We start from the raw sequence: 19,808 nt of genomic DNA on the forward strand, positions 1-19,808 counted from the left end.
AAAGGGGTGCTTTATGGCCCGGGCTGTTGTAGCGACAGGAAATGTCCCGTCTGTACCATCATCGGAAGGCGGATTGTCGCGTTATCTCGCGGATATCCGCAAATACCCGATGCTGGAACCTAATCAGGAATACATGCTCGCGAAACGCTTTCTGGAGCATGATGATCGTGATGCGGCCGAGCAACTGGTCACCAGCCATTTGCGTCTGGTTGCCAAAATCGCCATGGGTTATCGCGGTTACGGCCTGCCGATTGGCGAAGTGATTTCCGAAGGCAATGTTGGCTTGATGCAAGCCGTCAAGAAGTTCGATCCCGAACGCGGCTTCCGCCTTGCGACCTATGCGATGTGGTGGATCAAAGCCTCAATCCAGGAATATGTCTTGCGGTCCTGGTCCCTCGTCAAGATGGGAACCACTGCCAATCAGAAACGGCTGTTTTTCAATCTGCGCAAGATGAAGAGCCAGATTCAGGCTCTGGAAGATGGCGATCTCAACCACGAACAGGTGCAGAAGATAGCCACCAAGCTTGGCGTGTCGGTTGAGGAAGTCCATTCCATGAACCGGCGTCTGTCGGGCGATGCTTCGCTGAACTCGCCGCTGCGCGCGGATGACGGAACCGGCGAATGGCAGGATTGGCTCGTCGATGAGAGTGACAGTCAGGAATCCATCGTTGCCGACCAGCAGGAACTGGAACAGCGCCGCGTCATGCTGAAATCAGCCATGGAAACACTCAACGACCGTGAGCGCCGCATCTTTCAGGCGCGCCGCCTGTCGGAAGACCCGATCACGCTTGAAGATCTGTCCGTCGAATTTGGTGTCAGCCGTGAGCGGGTGCGCCAGATCGAGGTTCGCGCTTTCGAAAAAGTTCAAAAGTCGATGCAGACGGCAGCCCTTGAAGCGGCTCGTGGGCGCACTGCACAGCTTGAAGCGCATACCAGCTAGCGCCTCTCTGATCTAGCGCCTGGCTGAAATGGAATAACTGACCCGCGCCGGATTCCTTGCGCGGGTTTTGTTTGAGCCCGCTACAACGACGCTGCCCCAACAAGACAAATCTGTAATTCCCGGAACATGACTTTGCCCAAACTCACACTCTTCGACCTTGACGGAACGCTTGTGGACAGCGAGGTTCTGGCCAATCAGGTGCTGGTGGAGGTACTCGCCGAACACGGCCTGATCTTCTCGCTTCAGCAAGCGGTTGAGCGGTTCCGCGGCGGAAAAATGGCTGAGAGCATTGCCGAGGTCGAGGCCTATTTCGCCTGCAAACTGCCAGACAATTTTATTCCCGATTTGCGGCAGAAAACCGCGCTCGCATTTCAGGAAAAGCTCCAGCCGATTGATGGTGCTGTCGATCTGGTACGCTCCGTCAGTTCACAAATCTGCATCGCCTCCAATGGGCCGCCTGAGAAAATCCGTCTCAGCCTTTCCCTGACCGGTCTGCAACCCTATTTTGGCGACCGTCTGTTCAGCGCCTATGACGTTCAGGCCTGGAAGCCTGATCCGGAGCTTTTTCTCAGCGCCGCCAGAACACTGGGCGTGCATCCGGCTGATTGTGCTGTTGTAGAGGACAGCCTGCCGGGAATTCATGGTGGACTGGCCGCCGGTATGCAGGTCTTCGCCTATTTTCCCGATGCAGAAACGCCGCCCCTGCCCGATGCGGTGATCGTGGTGAAGCACTTGTCAGAATTGCAAGCTCATTTGTAACCCGGTTGTACGATGCCGCTCTCCTCTTGAAGTTGTGCCCATAAGCGCTACCATCTAGTCAGGTACAAAGGAGAACCAAGTGACCCAAACCCGTCGTGAATTTCTGTCCAGCTCGGCAATAGTCGTGGCAGGTATTACTTTGCTGCCATACGCCGCACGCGCTGCAAGCCACTCCAGTGATGCTTTTGCCACCGATGCAGGTGATATTACTGTGCATCCCGTCAATCACGCTTCCTTTGTCATGGAAACGCCGGTCGGTGTGATCTATTGCGACCCTGTCGGCGAGCCGTCCATCTATGCCGATTTGCTGCCGGCCGATCTCATTCTGCTGACCCATGAACATGGTGACCATTACAAGCCGGACACGCTGGCCGCCCTCACCGGCGACGACACGAAGTTGATAACCAACCCGGCGGTCTATGCCATGCTGAGCGATGATCTGAAGGGCAGAGCCACTCAGATCGCGAATGGCGAGGCGACAACTTACGAAAGCCTCAGCATTGACGCGATTCCGGCCTATAACACCACGCAAGATCGGCTTCAGTTTCATCCCAAGGGACGCGACAATGGTTATGTTCTCGGATTTGAAGGGTTCCGGATCTATATTTCCGGTGATACCGAGGATATCCCGGAAATGCGGGCACTGGAAAACATTGATGTGGCTTTCGTCTGCATGAATCTTCCCTTCACCATGGATGCAGAGGCCGCAGCATCGGCAGTTGCCGAATTCAAGCCAAAATATGTCTATCCCTACCATTATCGCGGACGCGACGGCGGCACACAGAATCCGGAGAATTTTGCCAAACTCGTCGGCGCTGCGGCAGAGGTCAGACTGGGCGGCTGGTACAGCTGATTTGAGACACGACGCCCTTGTAAACGCTACAGCTCGGATGGCGGGCGCTTGTACCTGTGCGCCCGCCACCTGTCACTGAATCAGACTGCCAATGGAGCGATGAGATGCTGCTGGATACACCACTATGCGATTTCGGCTGGAAGGCACCCGACTTCACGCTTTCCGACCCTGATGGCAAGAGCCACTCATTGACGAATGCGATGGGCGGAAACGGGCTGTTGATTGCCTTCATTTGCAATCATTGCCCTTATGTCCTTGCCGTGATCGACCGGCTTGTTGCAGATGCGCGGACCCTGCAACAGGAGAGCGTCGGCGTGCTCGCGATCATGTCAAATGACTATCGCCATGTTCCCGCCGACAGCCCGGCCCAAATGAAGCTGTTTGCAGAAAAACACAATTTCACATTTCCCTATCTGGTGGATCAGGACCAGAGCGTCGGCCGCGCTTATGACGCTGTCTGCACACCGGATTTCTTCGGCTTCAACAACAAGTCGGAACTGCAATATCGCGGCCGCCTTGATGATACCGGCATGGGCAACTCCGGCAACCGCACGCCGGAATTGCTGAACGCCATGCGTCAGATTGCAAAGACCGGCAACGGGCCGCAGCAGCAAATGCCATCGATGGGGTGTTCCATCAAATGGCGCTGATCAGTTCAGCGGTCTGGCAATGCGTGCCATATCCGGCACTTCATCAATCAGGCCGCGCTCTTTCATGAAGGCTGCAAAGCGTTCATAGCGTGCCTTGTCGAACGCAAGCGGACGCTTGGCAAAGCGCGGCAGCGTATCGAACCAGGCCCTGCGGTTCAGCTCATCATCCAACTCGGGATAGGCCTTGACGAACAGCGCCAGCGCCTCCTCCGGATGGTTGGTCAGATAGATCGTGGCCGCCTCCACAGCATTCATAAATTTGCGGAAACGCGGATCGCCAGTCTTGTCCATATGGGCAATCAGGATCAGTTCATCATAGACCGGCACACCGTGTTCTTCGGGATAAAACGCTCTGCCCGGCCGCTCAACCAGATCCATTTGATTCAGTTCAAAATTGCGAAACGCACCGATGACCGCATCGACATTGCCGCTGATCAGCGAAGGTGACAGGGAGAAATTCACATTCACCAATTCCACATCATCAAGGCTGAGCCCGACACCCTGAAGCATCGCCCCGAGCAGTGCATCTTCAAAGCCACCGACCGAAAAGCCGACCTTTTTGCCCTTCAGATCCGACAGCGACTGGATGGGACCGTCTGCCAGCACCACCAGGGCATTCAGCGGTGTTTCCACCAATGTCCCGATCCAGGCCACCGGCAGTCCTTCCTTGATCTGCAGATGCAGGCTGGGCTGATAGGAAATTGCAATATCGCCCTGCCCGGCCGCCACCAGCCTTGGCGGCGCTGAGGGATCAGCCGGGGCGACTAAAGTCACATCCAGCCCTTCGCGCGCAAACAGTCCGAGTTCCTGGGCAATGATCAGCGGTGCATGATCCGGATTGACGAACCAGTCGAGCAGTACGGTCAACTTTTCCTGAGCCTGCGCACTGGCAATGCCGGCAAGAACAATAAAAACACTGAGAAAAAAACGCATGAGACATATCCTGTTCAGGTGGAGGTAAAAACGCCTGGTTGATTTTCCGGCATCCAGAAAACCAGCCGCCGTGTCAGTTGATCGGTTCCGATGCGCAACACCACAACGAACACCGCAAGTATGAAAAGCGCCGCAAACATCAGATCTGTCTGCATCCGCCCATTGGCGTGCAGCATGACAAATCCAAGACCGGCGGAAGACCCGACCCACTCGCCAACAACGGCGCCGATTGGCGCCAGACTGGCACCAACACGCAGGCCCGAGGACAGCGAGGGCAACGCGGATGGCAGCCGCAAATGGAGCAGGCTCTGCAGCGGGCTTGCCCCGGCAATTCGCCCCAGATCCAGCAAATCGGGGTCCGTGCGCCGCAGACCATCGAAAAACGCTGAGGTGATGGGAAAATAGATAATCAGTGTTGCCATGATGATCTTGGAGGCCAGGCCAAAACCGAACCACAGCACCAGCAGCGGAGCGATGGCAAATACCGGCAACGCCTGGGTTGCCAGCACTACCGGAAATACCAGCCGCGCAGCGGAAGCAGACAGTGCCATGCCAAGACCGGTCACAACGCCCAGCACAAGGCCGAGCACTAGACCTATGAGAATTTCACTTGCCGTAATGGCGGCGTGGCCAAGCAGATAGGAAAAATTGTTGTAAAGACTTGCCATGACCTGGAACGGCCCGGGCAGCACAAACGGCGGCAGATCAAACACAGACACGATTGCCTGCCACGCCGCCACCAGCACAATTGCAATTGCGATGGCCCGTAGCAGCCGCGCGAAGGCATTTTGAGCCCAAGCCTGCACGCCGGTCTTTACGCCGGTCTGCCTCACTTTGAAATTGAAAAACTGGCGCGTCACGCGGCTCGGCCCATCAAGGTTGAGGACCATGCGGAAAGGTGCGCATAACAGACATCAGCGCTTTTCGTCCCTTCGCCGGCATGATCCGGATCAGGTTCAAAGGGTCCGGAAACGCGTGCTCCCGTTCCATCTTTGGAACAACAGCCTGCTTCCATCTCAGCCCCGTTAACGCCGGGACACCCCTCGAAACAAATTCAGTCTAATGGACATCTTATCAATGTCCAGTCATTTGACCGCGTTGGCATAACCGCAGGCACGGCACATATTATAGGGTCTAGTTGCCCTGTTCCCAGGCGTCCAGCGCCTGGGAAAATACAACGTCACCCTCGCGGCCTTTTTCCAGCGTGATGATGGCCCGCTTGTTATTTTTGTAACGAACCGGCAGATCAAACCACGAGCCTTTGCGCAGCAGATCAAGGTTTTTGGCAATATTCTCAGGTGTCGCAGAGAGCGCCAGCCAGAACAGGGTATCAGACACTTTGACACCGGCCGATGCCAGCAATTCGCCCTGCGCCTCTTCGCTGGATTTCAACAACAGTGCCGGAATATCATCGATTCCACCGCCAACCTGTCTGGGCGGAGCCTGATATGAAATTTCAACGAGGTGGCTGGCTGATGACATCGATGGATCGTCATTCTTGCGGATAATGATATCAAGGGTCAGTCTGCGTTGCGGCACTTCAACACGGCCCACGATCACAGGCGATCCGCCTTCTTCCCGCAAGCTCCACGTCGTGCCGCCTCCGACAGCCTGGGATTCATCCGCAGTAGCCCCTTCTTCATACAGGATGGCGCGTTGTGGCAGCACACCTTCGCCAACTGCAGCGCTGACGTCGCCGCGTTCGATATTCGGGTTCATCTGCCCCGAATCATCGATGATGCGGCCGTCATTTTTGACCGACTCGGCCGGTGCAGCCACTGTCGGCGCTGCACCATTTGCCGCATCATTGGCATTGACCCGTCGTGGCCCATCGCCCGATGAACTTTCGCCAATCGCCGGCTTCAGCGGATTGACATCATCATTGCCATAGTCGAGCCAGCTCTCGAAATTGGCCATCACCGTGTCCTGGTTTTGATAGGCCCACCAGCCAGCGGCTCCCAGTCCAATAAGGAAAATCAACAGCAGCCATGGCCAGACCCGGCGCCGCCGACGGACAACCACCCGGTCCTGATCGTCGTCATAGTAATCATCTGAGTAAGCGCGTTCGCGCCCGCCCCCACCACGGCCGCTTTCTTCTCCACGGCGTCCATTGCGCCCGCTACGACCAGAACGGTTATTGCGCGGTTGTGCACGCTCGCGCTGCATTTGCTCTTCATCGAAATAATCGTCCTGATCATCCGCGACATCTGCAACGTCATCCATATATGGATCATCCAGCGCCGGGGCATCATAATACTCGTCGCGGCTGCTGCGCCGGGAAAGTCCGGGGCGCTGGCCCCGTTCAGGTGCCGGTTCGGCGGACTGAGCGCGTGCCGTTTCGCGCATTGCCGACTCTGCTTTCGGCCGCACCGGCTCGCGCAGGGCGGATGTTGCTCTGGAAGGAGCATCGCCCAGCGAACGCGCGGAAGCAACTGCAGCATCAAACGCTGCCACAGACGCCGCAGCCGGTTCAGCCCCAGCAACCGGAGCAGCTACTGGCTCGGACCTCAGCCGCGGCTGAGGAGCAACTTCGGACGGATTAGGCAAATCGGCAGCAACCGGCGTGCTGGCCGAGCGCCGCATATTCTCGGCTTCATCCTGAACTTGGCGCGAGGAACGATGAGCCCGGAAGCTTGCCTCTTCCTCCTCCTGATGCGCCAGCCGTGCCGTGTTTTCACGCTCGGAGTTGGTGATGATCTTCCCGGAAACATAATCCTCTTCAACGACACGGATACTGTCTTCCAGTTCAAGCCGCTGACGCGACACTTCTGATGGCGGCAGAGCCGGGTCCATGGCATCAAGTTGCCGGCTTATCGCGGTCCTGGCACGATCATAGACAGATCGTCGCGCCTGACCCGTTGCCACGGGAAGTGCTTCAATCGTTTTTCTCAACACTTTATAAAAATCAGCCATACGCTTACACTTTATCCAATAGTTCTCGCCCGGCAGTTGTCAGAACATTAATCATGAAACGGGTCGTGCACAAGAATTGTGTGATCCCGTTCCGGACTGGTTGACAGCAGTGCCACCGGCGCGCCAATTAATTCCTCGACCCTGCGAACATATTTTATTGCCTGGGCCGGCAGTTCAGCCCAGCTGGTTGCACCCGCTGTCGTGGCGTTCCAGCCCTCAAAACTCTCATAGATCGGTTCGATGCGGCGTTGCCCGCCCTGCGATGCGGGCAGATGGTCGATCATTTCTCCATCAAGTCTGTAACCGGTACATATCTTGATTTCTTCCAGCCCGTCCAGAACATCAAGCTTGGTCAGCGCAATGCCATTCATGCCGCTGGTACACACAGTCTGCCGTACCAGCACCGCATCGAACCAGCCGCAGCGCCGTTTGCGGCCCGTTACGGTGCCCCATTCATGGCCATGCTCTCCCAGATATTCGCCGGTTTCATTCAACTGCTCTGTGGGAAAAGGCCCCTCGCCGACCCGCGTTGTATAGGCTTTGGTGATGCCCAGAACATAACCGATCGCACCAGGTCCAAGACCACTTCCAGTGGCAGCCTGCCCGGCGGTCGTATTGGAGGATGTCACAAAGGGATACGTGCCGTGGTCAATATCCAGCAGCGCACCCTGAGCGCCCTCAAACAGGATTCGCTTGCCGGCGCGGCGTTCATCATCCAGCAGCTTCCAAACCGTATCCATATAGGGCAGGACCTGATCGGCAACTGCATCCAGTTCATCGAACAAGGTCTTCGGATCGATTTCATCATATCCCAGCCCGCGCCGCAACGGATTGTGATGGCTCAGCAGACGCTCGATTTTTTCCGGCAGCGTTTTCAGATTGGCCAGATCCATCACCCGGATCGCACGGCGGCCAACCTTGTCTTCATAGGCCGGGCCGATGCCCCGCTTGGTGGTGCCGATTTTGGTTCCGGTGTTGGAATTTTCGCGCACGGCATCAAGCTCGCGATGCAGCGACAGGATCAAGGTCGCATTATCGGCAATCCGCAACACAGTGCGATCAATGACAATACCCTGTGCCCGCAACCGTTCAATCTCGGCGACTAGCGCGTGCGGATCAATCACCACACCATTTCCGATCACCGACAATTTGCCCCGAACCAGGCCCGAGGGCAGCAGGCTGAGCTTGTAGGTGACCCCGTTTATGACAAGTGTATGACCGGCATTATGGCCGCCCTGGAAACGCACGACCAGATCAGCACGCTCCGACAGCCAGTCCACAATTTTGCCCTTGCCTTCGTCACCCCATTGCGAGCCGACGACAACCACATTGGCCATATTTGAAGCCCCGTTCTAAAATCTGAAAATTTCCGGAGTCAGCGCCCCAGCGCTCCAGCGCATACGCAATTCCAAGCGCCTTGGCAAATTTTCCGACAGCGAAACACCTGTTCAGAGCAAAATTCTTTCAACTTTCCTCCACCGCGCCTGACTTGTTGCAGGTCCGGCGCGCACATCCAGGTTTGGTTGCCGATTCCGGCAGGGCCGGTTGTGCGGCTTGCACAAAACTGCCACTCAAAATACTGGAGTGAATGCTAGCGTGTTTTATGGCCCTATTGAGGCTGAATGCCAATTCGTTCGCAATGGAAGGTCTGCTTGTGTCACGATTGTCTAAGGCGCTCAACTGGGGGTTCAATCAACCCTTTCTGTTGCTGGCAATCACCATGCTGTGCTGGTCGGGGAATGTGGTTCTCGGCCGGGCAGTTGCCGGCGAAATCCCGCCGGTGATGCTGGCGCAGATTCGCTGGATGGGAGCCGCCCTCCTGCTGACGCCATTTGCCTGGCATCATGTCCGGCGCGACTGGGGCCGGGTCCGGGGACATTTGCCGCTGATGCTGCTGTTGGCCTTCACCGGGATCACCAGCTACAACACACTTGCCTATCTGGGTCTGCAATACACCACGGCGATCAACGGCCTGCTGATCCAGTCTGCCGCACCTCTGATCATCGGATTCTGGTCACTCGTCCTGTTTCGCGATGCTCTGACCCGGCGCCAATTGGCCGGCACACTTGTTTCCATGCTGGGAGTGTTGACCATTCTCACGCGCGGCCAACTGCAGGCATTGCTGTCACTCGCCTTCAATGCCGGCGATATCCTGTTTTTTCTGGCATTTCTGTTTTACGGATTTTACTCCGCCATGTTGCGAAAGAAGCCTGATATCCACTGGCTCAGCTTTCTCTGGTTTGCAATTGTATTTGGCGCAGTTCTGTTGCTGCCGGCTTTTTTTCTGGAACTGCAAAGCGGTGCACGGGCCGATCTGTCACTGCAGAACCTGGCTGCCTTTGCCTATGTCATTTTATTCGCAAGCCTGCTGGCATACATCTGTTTCAATCGCGGAGTGGAGTTGATCGGCGCCAATCGGGCCGGCCCGTTTTTCCACCTCATGCCGTTGTTCGGATCGATCATGGCAATTGTGTTTCTGGGTGAAAAACCGGCGCTTTTTCACGCTTTCGGCTATGCCCTGATTGTAATCGGAGTGATCGCCGCCCAGCGCAACCGCAGGTCTGTACTGAGCTGAGCCTGGCACCTTCGGCGCGGCATAAGGTGCTGTGTCTGCAATGCGCCGGTAAGGGTGGGGAACGGCTTCTTTCTGCCGCAAAAAATACCGCCTGAAAAGCGTGCCATAGCCGAAAATCCGGTAGCAGCCTTCGTGTTCGCCAACACCCGCAAAACCGCTGCGGTAAAGCGCCGGAAGCTGGTACCAGGCGGCTGCCGGGAATTTATGATGCACGAAATGCAGATTGTTGTTGAGAAACAGCAACGCAAAAAACGGCGAGGCTTCAATTATAACGCTCCGGGCATCGGCGGTTTCCGAAGCCTGGTGTTCGGCATAAGTACGCAGCATCAGCAGCGACATCGCCGGATAGGCAACGCCAAGACCATAAAGCCAGAGCGGAAACCCCGAATACACCAACGCTGCGACGACCACTGCCAAACCCGCAAAATGCAGCGCCCATGCCAAGAATATACGTCGCGCCTGGCCCCGCCCGCGGTGAAGCCGCGCCCATTCACTGCGGTAAAATGCCGTCACGGCAAGCGCCGGCCCAATGATCAGGCGTCCGAGCAGCGTATTGTTGAAACGCAACAGAACGCGCATTGGGCCGGTCAACCGGGACCAGTCGCCACGAGCCAGATAAAAGCTTTCCGGATCATCATAGGGGTCGGTCAGATTTTCATTGCAGTGATGCCGCAAATGCAGCCGTTTGAAGCGCCGGTAAGGTATAAACAACCCAAGTGGCAAGCCTGCCAGAATTTCATTGCTCGGAGCATGACGGGTTGGATGGCCGTGCAGCGCTTCGTGCTGCAGTGAGGCATGCAAAGTGGTCAGGTACACCAGCGCGGGCAACAGCAGCCATACCGGCACCACGGCAAATAGCATCACTGCCGCGAGCCAGCCACAATAGACCAGAGCCAGTAATCCCAGGGTCGGCCATTCGGCAACGCTCCGGCTGCGTCTTGTTGATGCACGGGACAGTATAGCGTCTGAAAATGAAGTCACAAAACATCCTGTCGTGGAGGGAAGCGGTCGGATGTCAGCAGTGTGTCAGCACTATTTCCCCTGCTCAACGAGGCCATGCACAGCAAATGTTGTTTTTGCGCACCAAATAGATTTATGATTGTGTTTAAACAACATTGATTGAGAGTTTACATGGACAAGCGCGCATTAGAGCAGATTTTCCGCGAAAGACTGCTGACGCTGATTCAGCGTTTTGAAGGCAATCATGCGGAATTTGCGCGAGGTATCGGAATTGACCGTTCCGCGCTCAGCCAGCTTTTGTCGGCGCGCATTGTCCGCCTGCCACGCGCCGAAACGCTGCGCGCCATCGCCGAAATCCATCAGGTCAGCCTGGACTGGCTGCTCGGCCTCAGCCAGTCGGAAACGCTTGCTACGGAAATCGAGAATACCACTGCCATTGAAGGCATTGCCGATGAGGAAAATGACAGCCGTCTTGCCCGCTGGCACAAGGAAGCTGCCGGTTACAAGATACGCTATGTGCCGGCCACCATACCCGACGTGCTACGCACTCCGGCGACCATTGCGATGTATTCGGGAATGCGCCCCGGTCCGAGCATTGCCGAACAGCTGAAGGAATCCATCAACCGGCTGAATTACAACCGCATGCCGGAAACCGATATGGAGGCCTGCATGCCATTTCAGCGCCTCGAGGCGCTGGCCCAGGGAACCGGCATGTGGGCTGATCTCACCGAATTTGACCGCGAGGAACAATTGCTCCGGATCGAGACACTGGCGCAGGAGCTTTATCCCACCTTCCGGCTGTTTCTGTTTGATCAGAGAATGGCATATTCGGCACCCTATACGGTGTTTGGTCCGAAACGGGCGGCGATTTACATTGGCGACATGTATGTGGTGATCAACAGCACGGAGCACATTCGTGCCCTTACTCGTCACTTTGACGATTTGATCCGCCGGGCTGCAATCAACCCGCACGACATTGCAACTTATGTGGCCGGATTGAGAAATGCCGCCACGAAAACTACTGCCTGATGCGGTTTAACCGCACCGGACGATCTTTTAAACCGCATTGTCTCCGGTTTCTCCGGTGCGGATACGCAAGGCGCTTTCCAGCGGCAGCACAAAAATCTTGCCATCGCCAATATTGCCGGTGCGCGCTTCATTGGCCAGCACTTCCATGACCCGCTCGCAGTGCACGTCAGACACGGCAATCTCAAGCTTCACCTTGGGCAGATAATGCACCGCATATTCCGCACCGCGATAGATCTCGGTATGACCCTTTTGACGTCCATAGCCCTTGACCTCGGTCACGGTCAGACCGCTGACCCCGATTTCCGAAAGCGCTTCACGCACAGGATCCAACCTGTGCGGCTGAATGATAGCAATGACATACTTCATAAAAACTCCTGATCTTGTGCCTTCAGAACCTGTATCCACTTTCGCCATGGGTGGAAAAATCAAGCCCTTCGATCTCTTCGTCCTTGTTGACCCGCAGACCTACCAGTGCCCTGACGATCAAAACAATGATGATAGTCGCAATAACCGACCAGACAAGCACTGATCCAACGCCCAGCAGCTGGACGCCGAACTGGCTGCCTGCACTGGCTTCCCCAAGGCCGGTGCCGCCCGGCAGTCCGGCCAGAAACGCCACCAGCAGGCTGCCCAGCGCACCGCCCACACCATGGACGGCAAGAACATCCAGCGAGTCATCAATCTTCCACCTGTGCTTCACCAGATCCACAGCGATATAACATACCACGCCGCCGACAAGCCCCAGTAACACACCCGCCATCGGACCGACAAATCCGGATGCCGGCGTGACGGTGGCAAGCCCGGCGATTGTACCTGTCACCATACCGACAAGGGATGGTTTGCCGAACCGTATCCATTCAATCACGATCCAGACCAGTGATGCCGTTGCAGCAGACATATGCGTCACCAGCAGGGCCATGCCGGCATCCGCATTTGCGCCCAGCGCACTGCCTGCGTTGAAGCCGTACCAGCCGACCCACAACAGGGCCGCTCCAACCATCACCATCCATGGCGCATGAGGCGGCTGAACGGTTTTCGGAAAACCGCCGCGTGCACCCAGAATGACGGCAATCACTGCTGCCGACGAGCCGGCTGTAACATGAACCACAATGCCACCGGCAAAATCCATGACACCCAGATCAGCCAGCCAGCCGCCACCCCAGACCCAGTGCACCACCGGCGCATAGACGAGCAGCAGCCAAGCTGCGCTGATCAGCAAGACGGCGGAAAACTTGATGCGCTCGACAAAGGCACCGACCATCAGCGCTGGCGTGATCACGGCAAAGGTCATCTGAAAGCTGAAGAAAACAGTTTCCGGCAGTCCGGTTCCGGGAAACACAGTATCCCGGCCAATCCCGGTGAGGAACGCCTTCTGCAGCCCCCCAAGCCAGCTGGAGCCCTCTGCAAAGGCCAGAGAATACGCCACCGCCAGCCAGAGTACCGAGGCAAGGCAGGCAATCGCCATACATTGCATCAGCACCGACAGGATGTTTCTCGATTGAACCAGGCCGCCGTAAAACAGCGCCAGGCCCGGCAATGTCATGAGCAGGACCAGGGCCGTGCTCATTAGAATCCAGGCTGTATCTGCAGCGTTCATTAGTCCCCCCATGAATGCTCAGGCAATTGCATGTTGCATATTGCGCCCCGGCAATGCAGTCAATCTGCGCTACCGGGGCGATGCCGTCAAAGCGTGAAATTCAGCGGCTTGACCTGCTGGACATTCTCCAGTGCATTGATGGTGGCCATAGCCGCCTTGCTGACCTCCTGATCGATCGCAACCAGCGCAATGGCATTGCCGCCTTCTGAATCCCGGCCGAATTGCATATGGGCAATATTGACACCCGCCTCGCCGAGCACGGTTCCGATCTTGCCAATGAAGCCGGGCTTGTCATTATTGGTGACATACAGCATGCGCGGCTTCAGTTCAGCCTCCATATTGATGCCTTTGATCTGAATGATACGCGGCTTGCCATCGGCAAACACGGTGCCGGCCACGGACCGTTCCTGACGCTCGGTGATCACCGTCAGGCGGATATAGTTTTCATAAACGCCTTCCTGCGCGCGGCGCACTTCTTCCACCCGGATGCCGCGTTCCTTGGCGATCGCCGGTGCCGAAACCATATTGACGGTCTGCAATTGCGGCTGCAGCACCCCGGTCAGTGCTGCCGCCGTCAGTGCCCGCACATTCATCTCCGCCACATCGCCTTCATATTCGAGGCGAATACCTGAAATCCCGGTTTCGGTGAGTTGGCCGGCAAACGAGCCCAGCAGTTCCGCCAGTTTGACGAAAGGCGTCAGACGCGGCGCTTCTTCCGCCGAAATCGAGGGCATGTTGAGGGCGTTTGTGACAGCGCCCTTGAGCAAATAATCCGACATTTGTTCTGCCACCTGAATGGCAACATTTTCCTGTGCCTCAGTCGTCGACGCGCCCAGATGTGGCGTACACACCACATTCGGCAGATCAAACAGCACACTGTCCTTGGCAGGTTCGGTGGCAAACACATCAATGCCCGCACCGCCGACTTGTCCCGATTTCAGACCCGCTGCCAAAGCGTCTTCATCAATCAGTCCGCCGCGGGCGCAATTGATAATGCGCACACCCTTTTTCATTTTTGCAATGGCATCTGCATTGATGATGTTGCGGGTCTTGTCGGTCAGCGGCGTGTGCAGGGTGATGAAATCCGCCCGCTTCAGCAACTCATCCAGTTCAACTTTTTCCACGCCCAGTTCCATTGCGCGTTCCGGCGACAGGAACGGATCAAATGCGATGACCCGCATTTTCAGCCCGATGCCGCGATCCGCAGCAATTGAACCGATATTTCCGCAGCCGATCACACCAAGGGTTTTTGCCGTCAGCTCAACGCCCATGAATTTCGATTTTTCCCACTTGCCTGCCTGGGTCGAGGCATTGGCTTCAGGCAATTGACGGGCCACGGCAAACATCATCGCAATGGCATGTTCAGCGGTGGTGATGGAATTGCCGAAAGGCGTATTCATCACAATGATACCCTTTTGCGTGGCAGCAGCGATATCGACATTGTCGACGCCGATACCGGCGCGGCCGATGACTTTCAGATTGCCGGCAGCAGCGATGATCTTTTCGGTCACCTTGGTTGCAGAGCGGATCGCAAGCCCTTCGTAATTGCCGATGATCGCGGCAAGCTTGTCCTTGTCCTTGCCAAGGTCGGGCTGGAAATCGACATCAAGGCCCCGATCCTTGAAAATCTGGACAGCGGTGGCCGACAGTTTATCGGAAATCAGAACGCGTGGCATTGTCTTGGTCATATTCGTCTCCAGAAGGCATCAACGGTGCGCATCAGCGGGCACCGGGCCAAAAAACAGAAAAGTGTTGGTTCAGGCGGCTTGTGACAGTTCGGCTTTGCTGGCAGCAAATGCCCAATCCAGCCACGGCAGAAGCGCCGCTATGTCGGAATGCTCAACCGTCGCACCGGCCCAGATGCGCAATCCCGGAGGAGCATCGCGATAAGCGCCGATATCAAACGCAACGCCTTGCTTTTCCAGGGCCGACACCATGGCTTTGGCAAACGCCGCCTGCTCGCTGTCGGACAAGGCCGTGACAGCCGAATCGGTGATTTTCAGGCACACTGATGTATTGGAGCGCGTCGCCGGATCGAGCGCCAGAAAATCCACCCAGGGCGTAGCGGCTACCCATTCGGCGATAGCCCCGGCATTGGCATCCGCCCGGCCTTTCAGACCGTCCAGTCCGCCAACAGACTGAGCCCATTCCAGCGCGTCCAGATAGTCTTCGACACACAGCATGGAGGGCGTGTTGATGGTTGCTCCGTCGAAAATATCACGGATCAGCTTGCCGCCCTTGGTAAGACGGAAAATCTTCGGTAGCGGCCAGGACGGCGTATAGCTTTCCAGCCGTTCTACCGCGCGTGGCGACAGGATAAGCATGCCGTGGGCCGCTTCCCCGCCCAGCACTTTCTGCCAGGAATAGGTTACGACATCGAGCTTGTCCCAGGCCAGATCCTGAGCGAAGGCGGCAGAGGTTGCATCGCACAGGGTCAGGCCCTCGCGGTCGGAGGCAATCCAGGCGCCATCAGGCACCCTGACACCCGATGTTGTGCCGTTCCAGGTGAACACCACATCATTGGCGAAATTTACCGAAGCCAGATCCGGAAGCGCGCCGTAATCCGCAGTCAGTGTGCGCTGATTGTCGAGCTTGAGCTGTTTGACCGCATCTGTCACCCAGCCCGAGCCGAAGCTTTCCCAGGCCAGCAGATCGACGCCGCGTGCGCCCAGCAGCGACCACATCGCCATTTCAAAGGCGCCAGTATCGGAGGCCGGCACAATGCCGATGAGATAATCATCGGGCACCTGCAGCACCTCGCGGGTCAGATCGATTGCCCGCTTCAGCTTGGCCTTGCCGATTTTGGCCCGGTGCGAGCGCCCCAGCGCGGCATCAGACAGCACGTTCAGCGACCAGTCAGGTCGTTTCGCGCAAGGTCCGGAGGAAAAATGGGGGTTTTCTGGACGCACGTCAGGTGTGCGCAACCCGGCCGAATGGCCAGTATCTGCATGTGTCATGCTACCCTCTCAGATAGATAGCCTCTCGGTGGGGAGAGGTGGCCCACCTGCGGCATTAAGGGAAAGCGCGGAATTCTGCAAGCTGAAATCTGGTCTACGGAACCACAAACGCAAAACCCGCAGCAAGACCAATTTGGCGTTGCTGCGGGTTTGGGTAGTCAGATCAGCTTAGGCTGAAGCCAAACTCTTTGTCTGGCGGGATCGTTCAATAGAAGGTGTAGCGTCCGCCAAGGCGTATTTCATGCAGATCCATGTCATTATACGTCAGCGTGCCAGTCAATCCCGGTGTGTTCGATTCGCCGCTTTCGACATCTCCAACCCAGAGATAGCGGTAATTGGCATCGATCGAGAAATTCTTGGTCACATCAAAGGTCACACCGGCCGTCGCTGCGGCGGCGAAATTCCAGTTGCCATTGCCGTCAAATCCGGAATAGGACCCGTTCACATTTCGTGCAAAATGCTTGCCCAGATTGACGTAGGCAACGCCAAGTCCACCGCCGACATAAGGCGTGAAGGAAGAGCTGTTTTCCCAATCCAGATAGATATTGGCCAGCAAGGCGGTCATTGATGCGGAACCAAATTCCTCATTATAGGTCGTCGCACAGGTCCCGATACAGACCGTGTTGGCCTCAAATTCCCAGGTTGCGCGGTAATCCAGCGTCAGATCGGCGCGGAAGAAGCTGTTGAACTTGTAACCGATACCAACACCAATCAGCCAGGTATCGTCGAAATCCTCATTAAGGAATTCTTGAGAGCCGGCCGAACCGCTATAGGTGACTTCGTAATCATTGGTGACGACATAGCCGATGTCGCCTCGCAGATACCAGGCACCGGCTTTGTCATAGACCGGTTCATCATAAAAATATTGCTGCGGATCCGCCGCGAAGGCTGGCCCTGCCAGAATGGTCGTAACCGCCGCAATTGCGGCGAATGTTTTAACAACCCTGTTGCCTGTGGTAATCATGTCAATACTCACTCCAGAAAGCTTGCCCAATGAAATCGTTATATAAAGCTGAAACGATATTCACTCGTTAAGGTTAAGAAGTGCTTAATTAGATAATTTTATGTATTAACTTTACGCTTACTTAAGGTTAATAATAAGTAAATACAGGAATGGAATATGCGCGCACCGCCCGTCGTTGCTCTGACAGCCCGTATGCCCAGGCACTGGTACATTCTGGCTCTGCTGGTCGTGCTTTGGGGCACCTCGTTTGCGTCGAGTAAAATCGCTGTAGAAACCATCTCCCCGCTGTGGGTTGTTGCATTGCGAATCAGCATCGGCGCGGTTCTGATGCTCGCCTATCTGGCCTATCGCCGCGATCGGTTGAGCAGCAGGCTGCAGCATTGGCTGTGGTTTCTCTGGCTCGCTGTTTTGGGCACCGTGCTGCCCTTCACCCTGATTTCCTGGGGCGTCAGGCATATCCCTTCCGGTGTGGCGGGAATTCTGATGGCAGCGGTGCCGCTGGGAGTTATCGTTCTGGCGCATTTTTTGCTCGCCGATGAGCAATTGACCCGGCGCAAGGCAGCCGGATTTCTGGTGGGTTTTATCGGCGTTTCGATTCTGGTCGGAGTCGGTGGCAGTCTGGCGCTTGACAACGGCCCGCTTCAATTCTGGGCGCTTTTGGGCGTTACCGGCGCGGCGATGTGCTACGCGCTGAACGGCACCACCGCCCGGTTGATGCCTGATATGACGAATGCTTCAAAATCCGCGGGGGTTTTACTGGTCGGCGCCATCATAGCGCTGCCGCTGGCAATGATCCTGTCGCCAGAGGGGCTCGACCAGGCCAGTCCGGCCAGCCTTGTCGCTGTTCTGACACTCGGTATCTTTCCGACAGCCTTTGCAACAATCCTGCTGTTTGTCCTGCTGAAAGAAGCCGGCGCCTCGTTTCTGGCGCTGTCGAATTATCTGGTGCCGGTGTTTGCGGTGATGGTCGGAGTCATGCTGCTTGGTGAATCGCTGCAATGGAGCGACTGGCTCGGGCTGGCGCTGGTTCTGGGCGGCATTTTCATCACCGAACGCCGCAGCAGACCGGTTGTGCAGCCCATGCCCTGAACACACGGTTCAAGAATGGTGTGCCATTCAGGGCGCTGGATGCGAGATCAGATCAACCAGTTGATCGACAACTTTGGTCACTTGGCTTGAATCATCCGATTCCGCCATCACCCGGATCACCGGTTCGGTTCCGGAAGGTCGGATCAGCAACCGCCCGCTCTTGCCGAGCAAGGCTTCCGCATCCAGAATTGCACCTTTAACATCCGATCGGTCGAGCGGCGATTGTCCGGAAAAACGCACGTTTTTCAGTACTTGCGGCACCGGATCAAACCGATGGCAGACCTCACTGACCGGCTGTCCCTTCTGCTGCACCACCGCCAAAATCTGCAATGCCGCGATCAGACCATCGCCCGTTGTCGAATAATCCGATAACACCATGTGACCGGATTGCTCGCCACCGACATTGTAGCCATGGGCACGCATATGTTCGACCACATAGCGGTCACCAACATTGGTGCGCGCCAGCGTCAGATCCTGTGACGCCAGATAGCGCTCAAGACCCAGGTTCGACATGACGGTGGCAACAATGCCCGGCTCGGACAGGCGGTTTTGCTCTTTCCAGGATTCCGCGACCACTGCCATCAGCTGGTCACCATCGATAATGGCACCTTTTTCATCGACAATCAGCACGCGGTCGGCATCGCCATCCAGGGCAATCCCCACATCGGCACGCACTTCACGCACCTTGTCGATCAGCAATTGCGGCGCGGTGGACCCACAGCCGCGATTGATGTTGAACCCGTCCGGCTCGACACCAATGCGCACAACTTCTGCGCCCAGTTCCCACAGGGCTTCGGGAGCGGCTTTATAGGCGGCACCATTGGCCCCATCAACCACGATCCGCAGCCCATCAAGCGTCATGCTGCGCGGCAGAGTTCGCTTGGCGGTTTCGATATAGCGGTCCAGCACTCCGTCCACCCGTTTGGCGCGGCCCAATTCATCGGGCATCGCCAGACTTCCGGAAAGATCTGCGTCCAGAAGGGCTTCGATTTCCTGCTCTTTTTCATCCGACAGCTTGTAGCCGTCAGGGCCGAACAGCTTGATGCCATTATCGTAATAGGGGTTGTGGCTGGCGGAAATCATCACACCGATATCCGCCCGCAACGAGCGTGTCAGCAGTGCGACCGCCGGAGTTGGCACTGGACCGGTCAGGAACACATCCATGCCGACAGAGGTAAAACCGGCCACCAGCGCGGTCTCGATCATGTAGCCGGATAACCTTGTATCCTTGCCGATCACCACCCGATGGCGATGGTCGCCGCGCATAAAGGTCAGGCCGGCAGCCATTCCAACCTTCATGGCAATATCCGGGGTCATCGGAAAACTGTTGGATTTGCCCCGAATGCCATCCGTGCCAAAATAACGACCGCCCATGCGATTATCCTCAAATTCTGTTCAACTAAGAGCTTTACTACCAATGCCTCAAGAAAGACTGAATAGCCTTGCCCCATGCGTCATTTGTCAGGGTTATAAAGGCCAACAAAGAGATCAGGGGAGACACAATTCATTACAAAGAAACACTCTGCTTGATGGGGCAGGCCGTATGACACGGTTGCCGACCAGCATGGCAGCAATGCGGCAATGGCAGC

Annotated in this window: 17 protein-coding genes, 1 pseudogene and 1 riboswitch; of the genes and pseudogenes, 7 read left to right on the forward strand and 11 right to left on the reverse strand. The window is 56.5% G+C overall.

The annotated features are described in order from the left end of the window. Positions 1-13 precede the first annotated feature (13 nt). The 4 genes from rpoH to RAL88_RS06630 all read left to right on the forward strand — a co-directional run bounded on the left by rpoH (position 14) and on the right by RAL88_RS06630 (position 3,202). Complete coding sequence (gene rpoH, locus RAL88_RS06615; protein WP_306268158.1) at positions 14-940, forward strand: RNA polymerase sigma factor RpoH; 927 nt, start codon at positions 14-16, stop codon at positions 938-940. Between the two features lie 132 nt (positions 941-1,072). Beyond that, the gene (locus tag RAL88_RS06620) at positions 1,073-1,699 is read left to right on the forward strand and encodes an HAD-IA family hydrolase (protein WP_306268160.1); all 627 of its coding nucleotides are present in this window, start codon (positions 1,073-1,075) and stop codon (positions 1,697-1,699) included. Between the two features lie 79 nt (positions 1,700-1,778). Further along, positions 1,779-2,552, forward strand: a complete 774-nt coding sequence (locus tag RAL88_RS06625) for an MBL fold metallo-hydrolase (RefSeq protein WP_306268162.1) — start codon at positions 1,779-1,781, stop codon at positions 2,550-2,552. Between the two features lie 104 nt (positions 2,553-2,656). Beyond that, positions 2,657-3,202 (forward strand): thioredoxin family protein, encoded by a 546-nt coding sequence (locus RAL88_RS06630; protein WP_306268164.1) that lies wholly within the window; start codon positions 2,657-2,659, stop codon positions 3,200-3,202. On the opposite strand, the gene RAL88_RS06635 is transcribed toward RAL88_RS06630, so the two are convergent. The 4 genes from RAL88_RS06635 to RAL88_RS06650 all read right to left on the reverse strand — a co-directional run bounded on the left by RAL88_RS06635 (position 3,203) and on the right by RAL88_RS06650 (position 8,385). Then, on the reverse strand, positions 3,203-4,135 hold the full coding sequence (locus RAL88_RS06635; RefSeq protein WP_306268166.1) for an ABC transporter substrate-binding protein: 933 nt from the start codon (positions 4,133-4,135) through the stop codon (positions 3,203-3,205). It lies immediately after the preceding gene. 14 nt (positions 4,136-4,149) lie between these two features. Beyond that, positions 4,150-5,025, reverse strand: coding sequence for an ABC transporter permease (locus RAL88_RS06640; protein WP_306268168.1), 876 nt, complete (start codon positions 5,023-5,025; stop codon positions 4,150-4,152). A 20-nt stretch (positions 5,026-5,045) separates the two neighbouring features. After that, a riboswitch (TPP riboswitch) is annotated at positions 5,046-5,189 on the reverse strand. Between the two features lie 80 nt (positions 5,190-5,269). After that, positions 5,270-7,048 carry a hypothetical protein gene (locus RAL88_RS06645; RefSeq protein ID WP_306268170.1) on the reverse strand — a complete coding sequence of 593 codons (1,779 nt, stop codon included), beginning with the start codon at positions 7,046-7,048 and terminating at the stop codon, positions 5,270-5,272. Positions 7,049-7,095: 47 nt separating this feature from the next. Beyond that, positions 7,096-8,385, reverse strand: a complete 1,290-nt coding sequence (locus tag RAL88_RS06650; protein ID WP_306268172.1) for an adenylosuccinate synthase — start codon at positions 8,383-8,385, stop codon at positions 7,096-7,098. Between the two features lie 317 nt (positions 8,386-8,702). Between RAL88_RS06650 and RAL88_RS06655 the strand changes: the two genes are divergently transcribed. Further along, the gene (locus RAL88_RS06655; protein WP_306268173.1) at positions 8,703-9,623 is read left to right on the forward strand and encodes a DMT family transporter; all 921 of its coding nucleotides are present in this window, start codon (positions 8,703-8,705) and stop codon (positions 9,621-9,623) included. A gap of 213 nt (positions 9,624-9,836) precedes the next feature. Here the strand turns inward: RAL88_RS06655 and RAL88_RS21695 are convergent. Then, positions 9,837-10,484: pseudogene (locus tag RAL88_RS21695) on the reverse strand (fatty acid desaturase); the annotation flags it as partial. Between the two features lie 270 nt (positions 10,485-10,754). On the opposite strand from RAL88_RS21695, the gene RAL88_RS06665 reads away from it, so the two are divergent. Beyond that, positions 10,755-11,612, forward strand: coding sequence for a helix-turn-helix domain-containing protein (locus tag RAL88_RS06665; protein ID WP_306268175.1), 858 nt, complete (start codon positions 10,755-10,757; stop codon positions 11,610-11,612). 27 nt (positions 11,613-11,639) lie between these two features. Here the strand turns inward: RAL88_RS06665 and RAL88_RS06670 are convergent, their stop codons facing one another. From RAL88_RS06670 to RAL88_RS06690, 5 genes are all read right to left on the reverse strand, one after another. Further along, positions 11,640-11,978, reverse strand: a complete 339-nt coding sequence (locus RAL88_RS06670; protein WP_306268176.1) for a P-II family nitrogen regulator — start codon at positions 11,976-11,978, stop codon at positions 11,640-11,642. A 22-nt stretch (positions 11,979-12,000) separates the two neighbouring features. Further along, positions 12,001-13,221: an ammonium transporter gene (locus RAL88_RS06675; protein WP_306268177.1), complete on the reverse strand. Its 1,221-nt coding sequence runs from the start codon at positions 13,219-13,221 to the stop codon at positions 12,001-12,003. A gap of 74 nt (positions 13,222-13,295) precedes the next feature. After that, complete coding sequence (gene serA, locus RAL88_RS06680; RefSeq protein ID WP_306268178.1) at positions 13,296-14,897, reverse strand: phosphoglycerate dehydrogenase; 1,602 nt, start codon at positions 14,895-14,897, stop codon at positions 13,296-13,298. Positions 14,898-14,966: 69 nt separating this feature from the next. Further along, complete coding sequence (locus tag RAL88_RS06685; protein WP_306268179.1) at positions 14,967-16,166, reverse strand: phosphoserine transaminase; 1,200 nt, start codon at positions 16,164-16,166, stop codon at positions 14,967-14,969. Positions 16,167-16,371: 205 nt separating this feature from the next. Next, positions 16,372-17,130, reverse strand: coding sequence for an outer membrane protein (locus RAL88_RS06690; protein ID WP_306268181.1), 759 nt, complete (start codon positions 17,128-17,130; stop codon positions 16,372-16,374). Positions 17,131-17,286: 156 nt separating this feature from the next. Here RAL88_RS06690 and RAL88_RS06695 point away from each other — a divergent pair, with 156 nt between their 5' ends. Then, positions 17,287-18,219 (forward strand): DMT family transporter, encoded by a 933-nt coding sequence (locus tag RAL88_RS06695; RefSeq protein WP_306268182.1) that lies wholly within the window; start codon positions 17,287-17,289, stop codon positions 18,217-18,219. Positions 18,220-18,246: 27 nt separating this feature from the next. On the opposite strand, the gene glmM is transcribed toward RAL88_RS06695, so the two are convergent. Beyond that, entirely contained in the window at positions 18,247-19,593 is a 1,347-nt protein-coding gene (glmM, locus tag RAL88_RS06700) for a phosphoglucosamine mutase (RefSeq protein WP_306268183.1), read from the reverse strand. Positions 19,594-19,808: the final 215 nt, after the last annotated feature.

It is taken from the genome of Pararhizobium sp. IMCC3301 (genome assembly GCF_030758315.1).
Classification (GTDB): domain Bacteria; phylum Pseudomonadota; class Alphaproteobacteria; order Rhizobiales.

What these genes read in the sequence shown, in the direction of transcription:
- RAL88_RS06640 (WP_306268168.1), bottom strand. Translation starts at nt 5,025, where the DNA reads ATGGTCCTCAACCTTGATGGGCCGAGCCGCGTGACGCGCCAGTTTTTC.
- RAL88_RS06695 (WP_306268182.1), top strand. Translation starts at nt 17,287, where the DNA reads ATGCGCGCACCGCCCGTCGTTGCTCTGACAGCCCGTATGCCCAGGCAC.
- glmM (WP_306268183.1), bottom strand. Translation starts at nt 19,593, where the DNA reads ATGGGCGGTCGTTATTTTGGCACGGATGGCATTCGGGGCAAATCCAAC.
- rpoH (WP_306268158.1), top strand. Translation starts at nt 14, where the DNA reads ATGGCCCGGGCTGTTGTAGCGACAGGAAATGTCCCGTCTGTACCATCA.
- RAL88_RS06650 (WP_306268172.1), bottom strand. Translation starts at nt 8,385, where the DNA reads ATGGCCAATGTGGTTGTCGTCGGCTCGCAATGGGGTGACGAAGGCAAG.
- RAL88_RS06645 (WP_306268170.1), bottom strand. Translation starts at nt 7,048, where the DNA reads ATGGCTGATTTTTATAAAGTGTTGAGAAAAACGATTGAAGCACTTCCC.
- RAL88_RS06685 (WP_306268179.1), bottom strand. Translation starts at nt 16,166, where the DNA reads ATGACACATGCAGATACTGGCCATTCGGCCGGGTTGCGCACACCTGAC.
- RAL88_RS06670 (WP_306268176.1), bottom strand. Translation starts at nt 11,978, where the DNA reads ATGAAGTATGTCATTGCTATCATTCAGCCGCACAGGTTGGATCCTGTG.
- RAL88_RS06635 (WP_306268166.1), bottom strand. Translation starts at nt 4,135, where the DNA reads ATGCGTTTTTTTCTCAGTGTTTTTATTGTTCTTGCCGGCATTGCCAGT.
- serA (WP_306268178.1), bottom strand. Translation starts at nt 14,897, where the DNA reads ATGACCAAGACAATGCCACGCGTTCTGATTTCCGATAAACTGTCGGCC.
- RAL88_RS06675 (WP_306268177.1), bottom strand. Translation starts at nt 13,221, where the DNA reads ATGGGGGGACTAATGAACGCTGCAGATACAGCCTGGATTCTAATGAGC.
- RAL88_RS06690 (WP_306268181.1), bottom strand. Translation starts at nt 17,130, where the DNA reads ATGATTACCACAGGCAACAGGGTTGTTAAAACATTCGCCGCAATTGCG.
- RAL88_RS06665 (WP_306268175.1), top strand. Translation starts at nt 10,755, where the DNA reads ATGGACAAGCGCGCATTAGAGCAGATTTTCCGCGAAAGACTGCTGACG.
- RAL88_RS06630 (WP_306268164.1), top strand. Translation starts at nt 2,657, where the DNA reads ATGCTGCTGGATACACCACTATGCGATTTCGGCTGGAAGGCACCCGAC.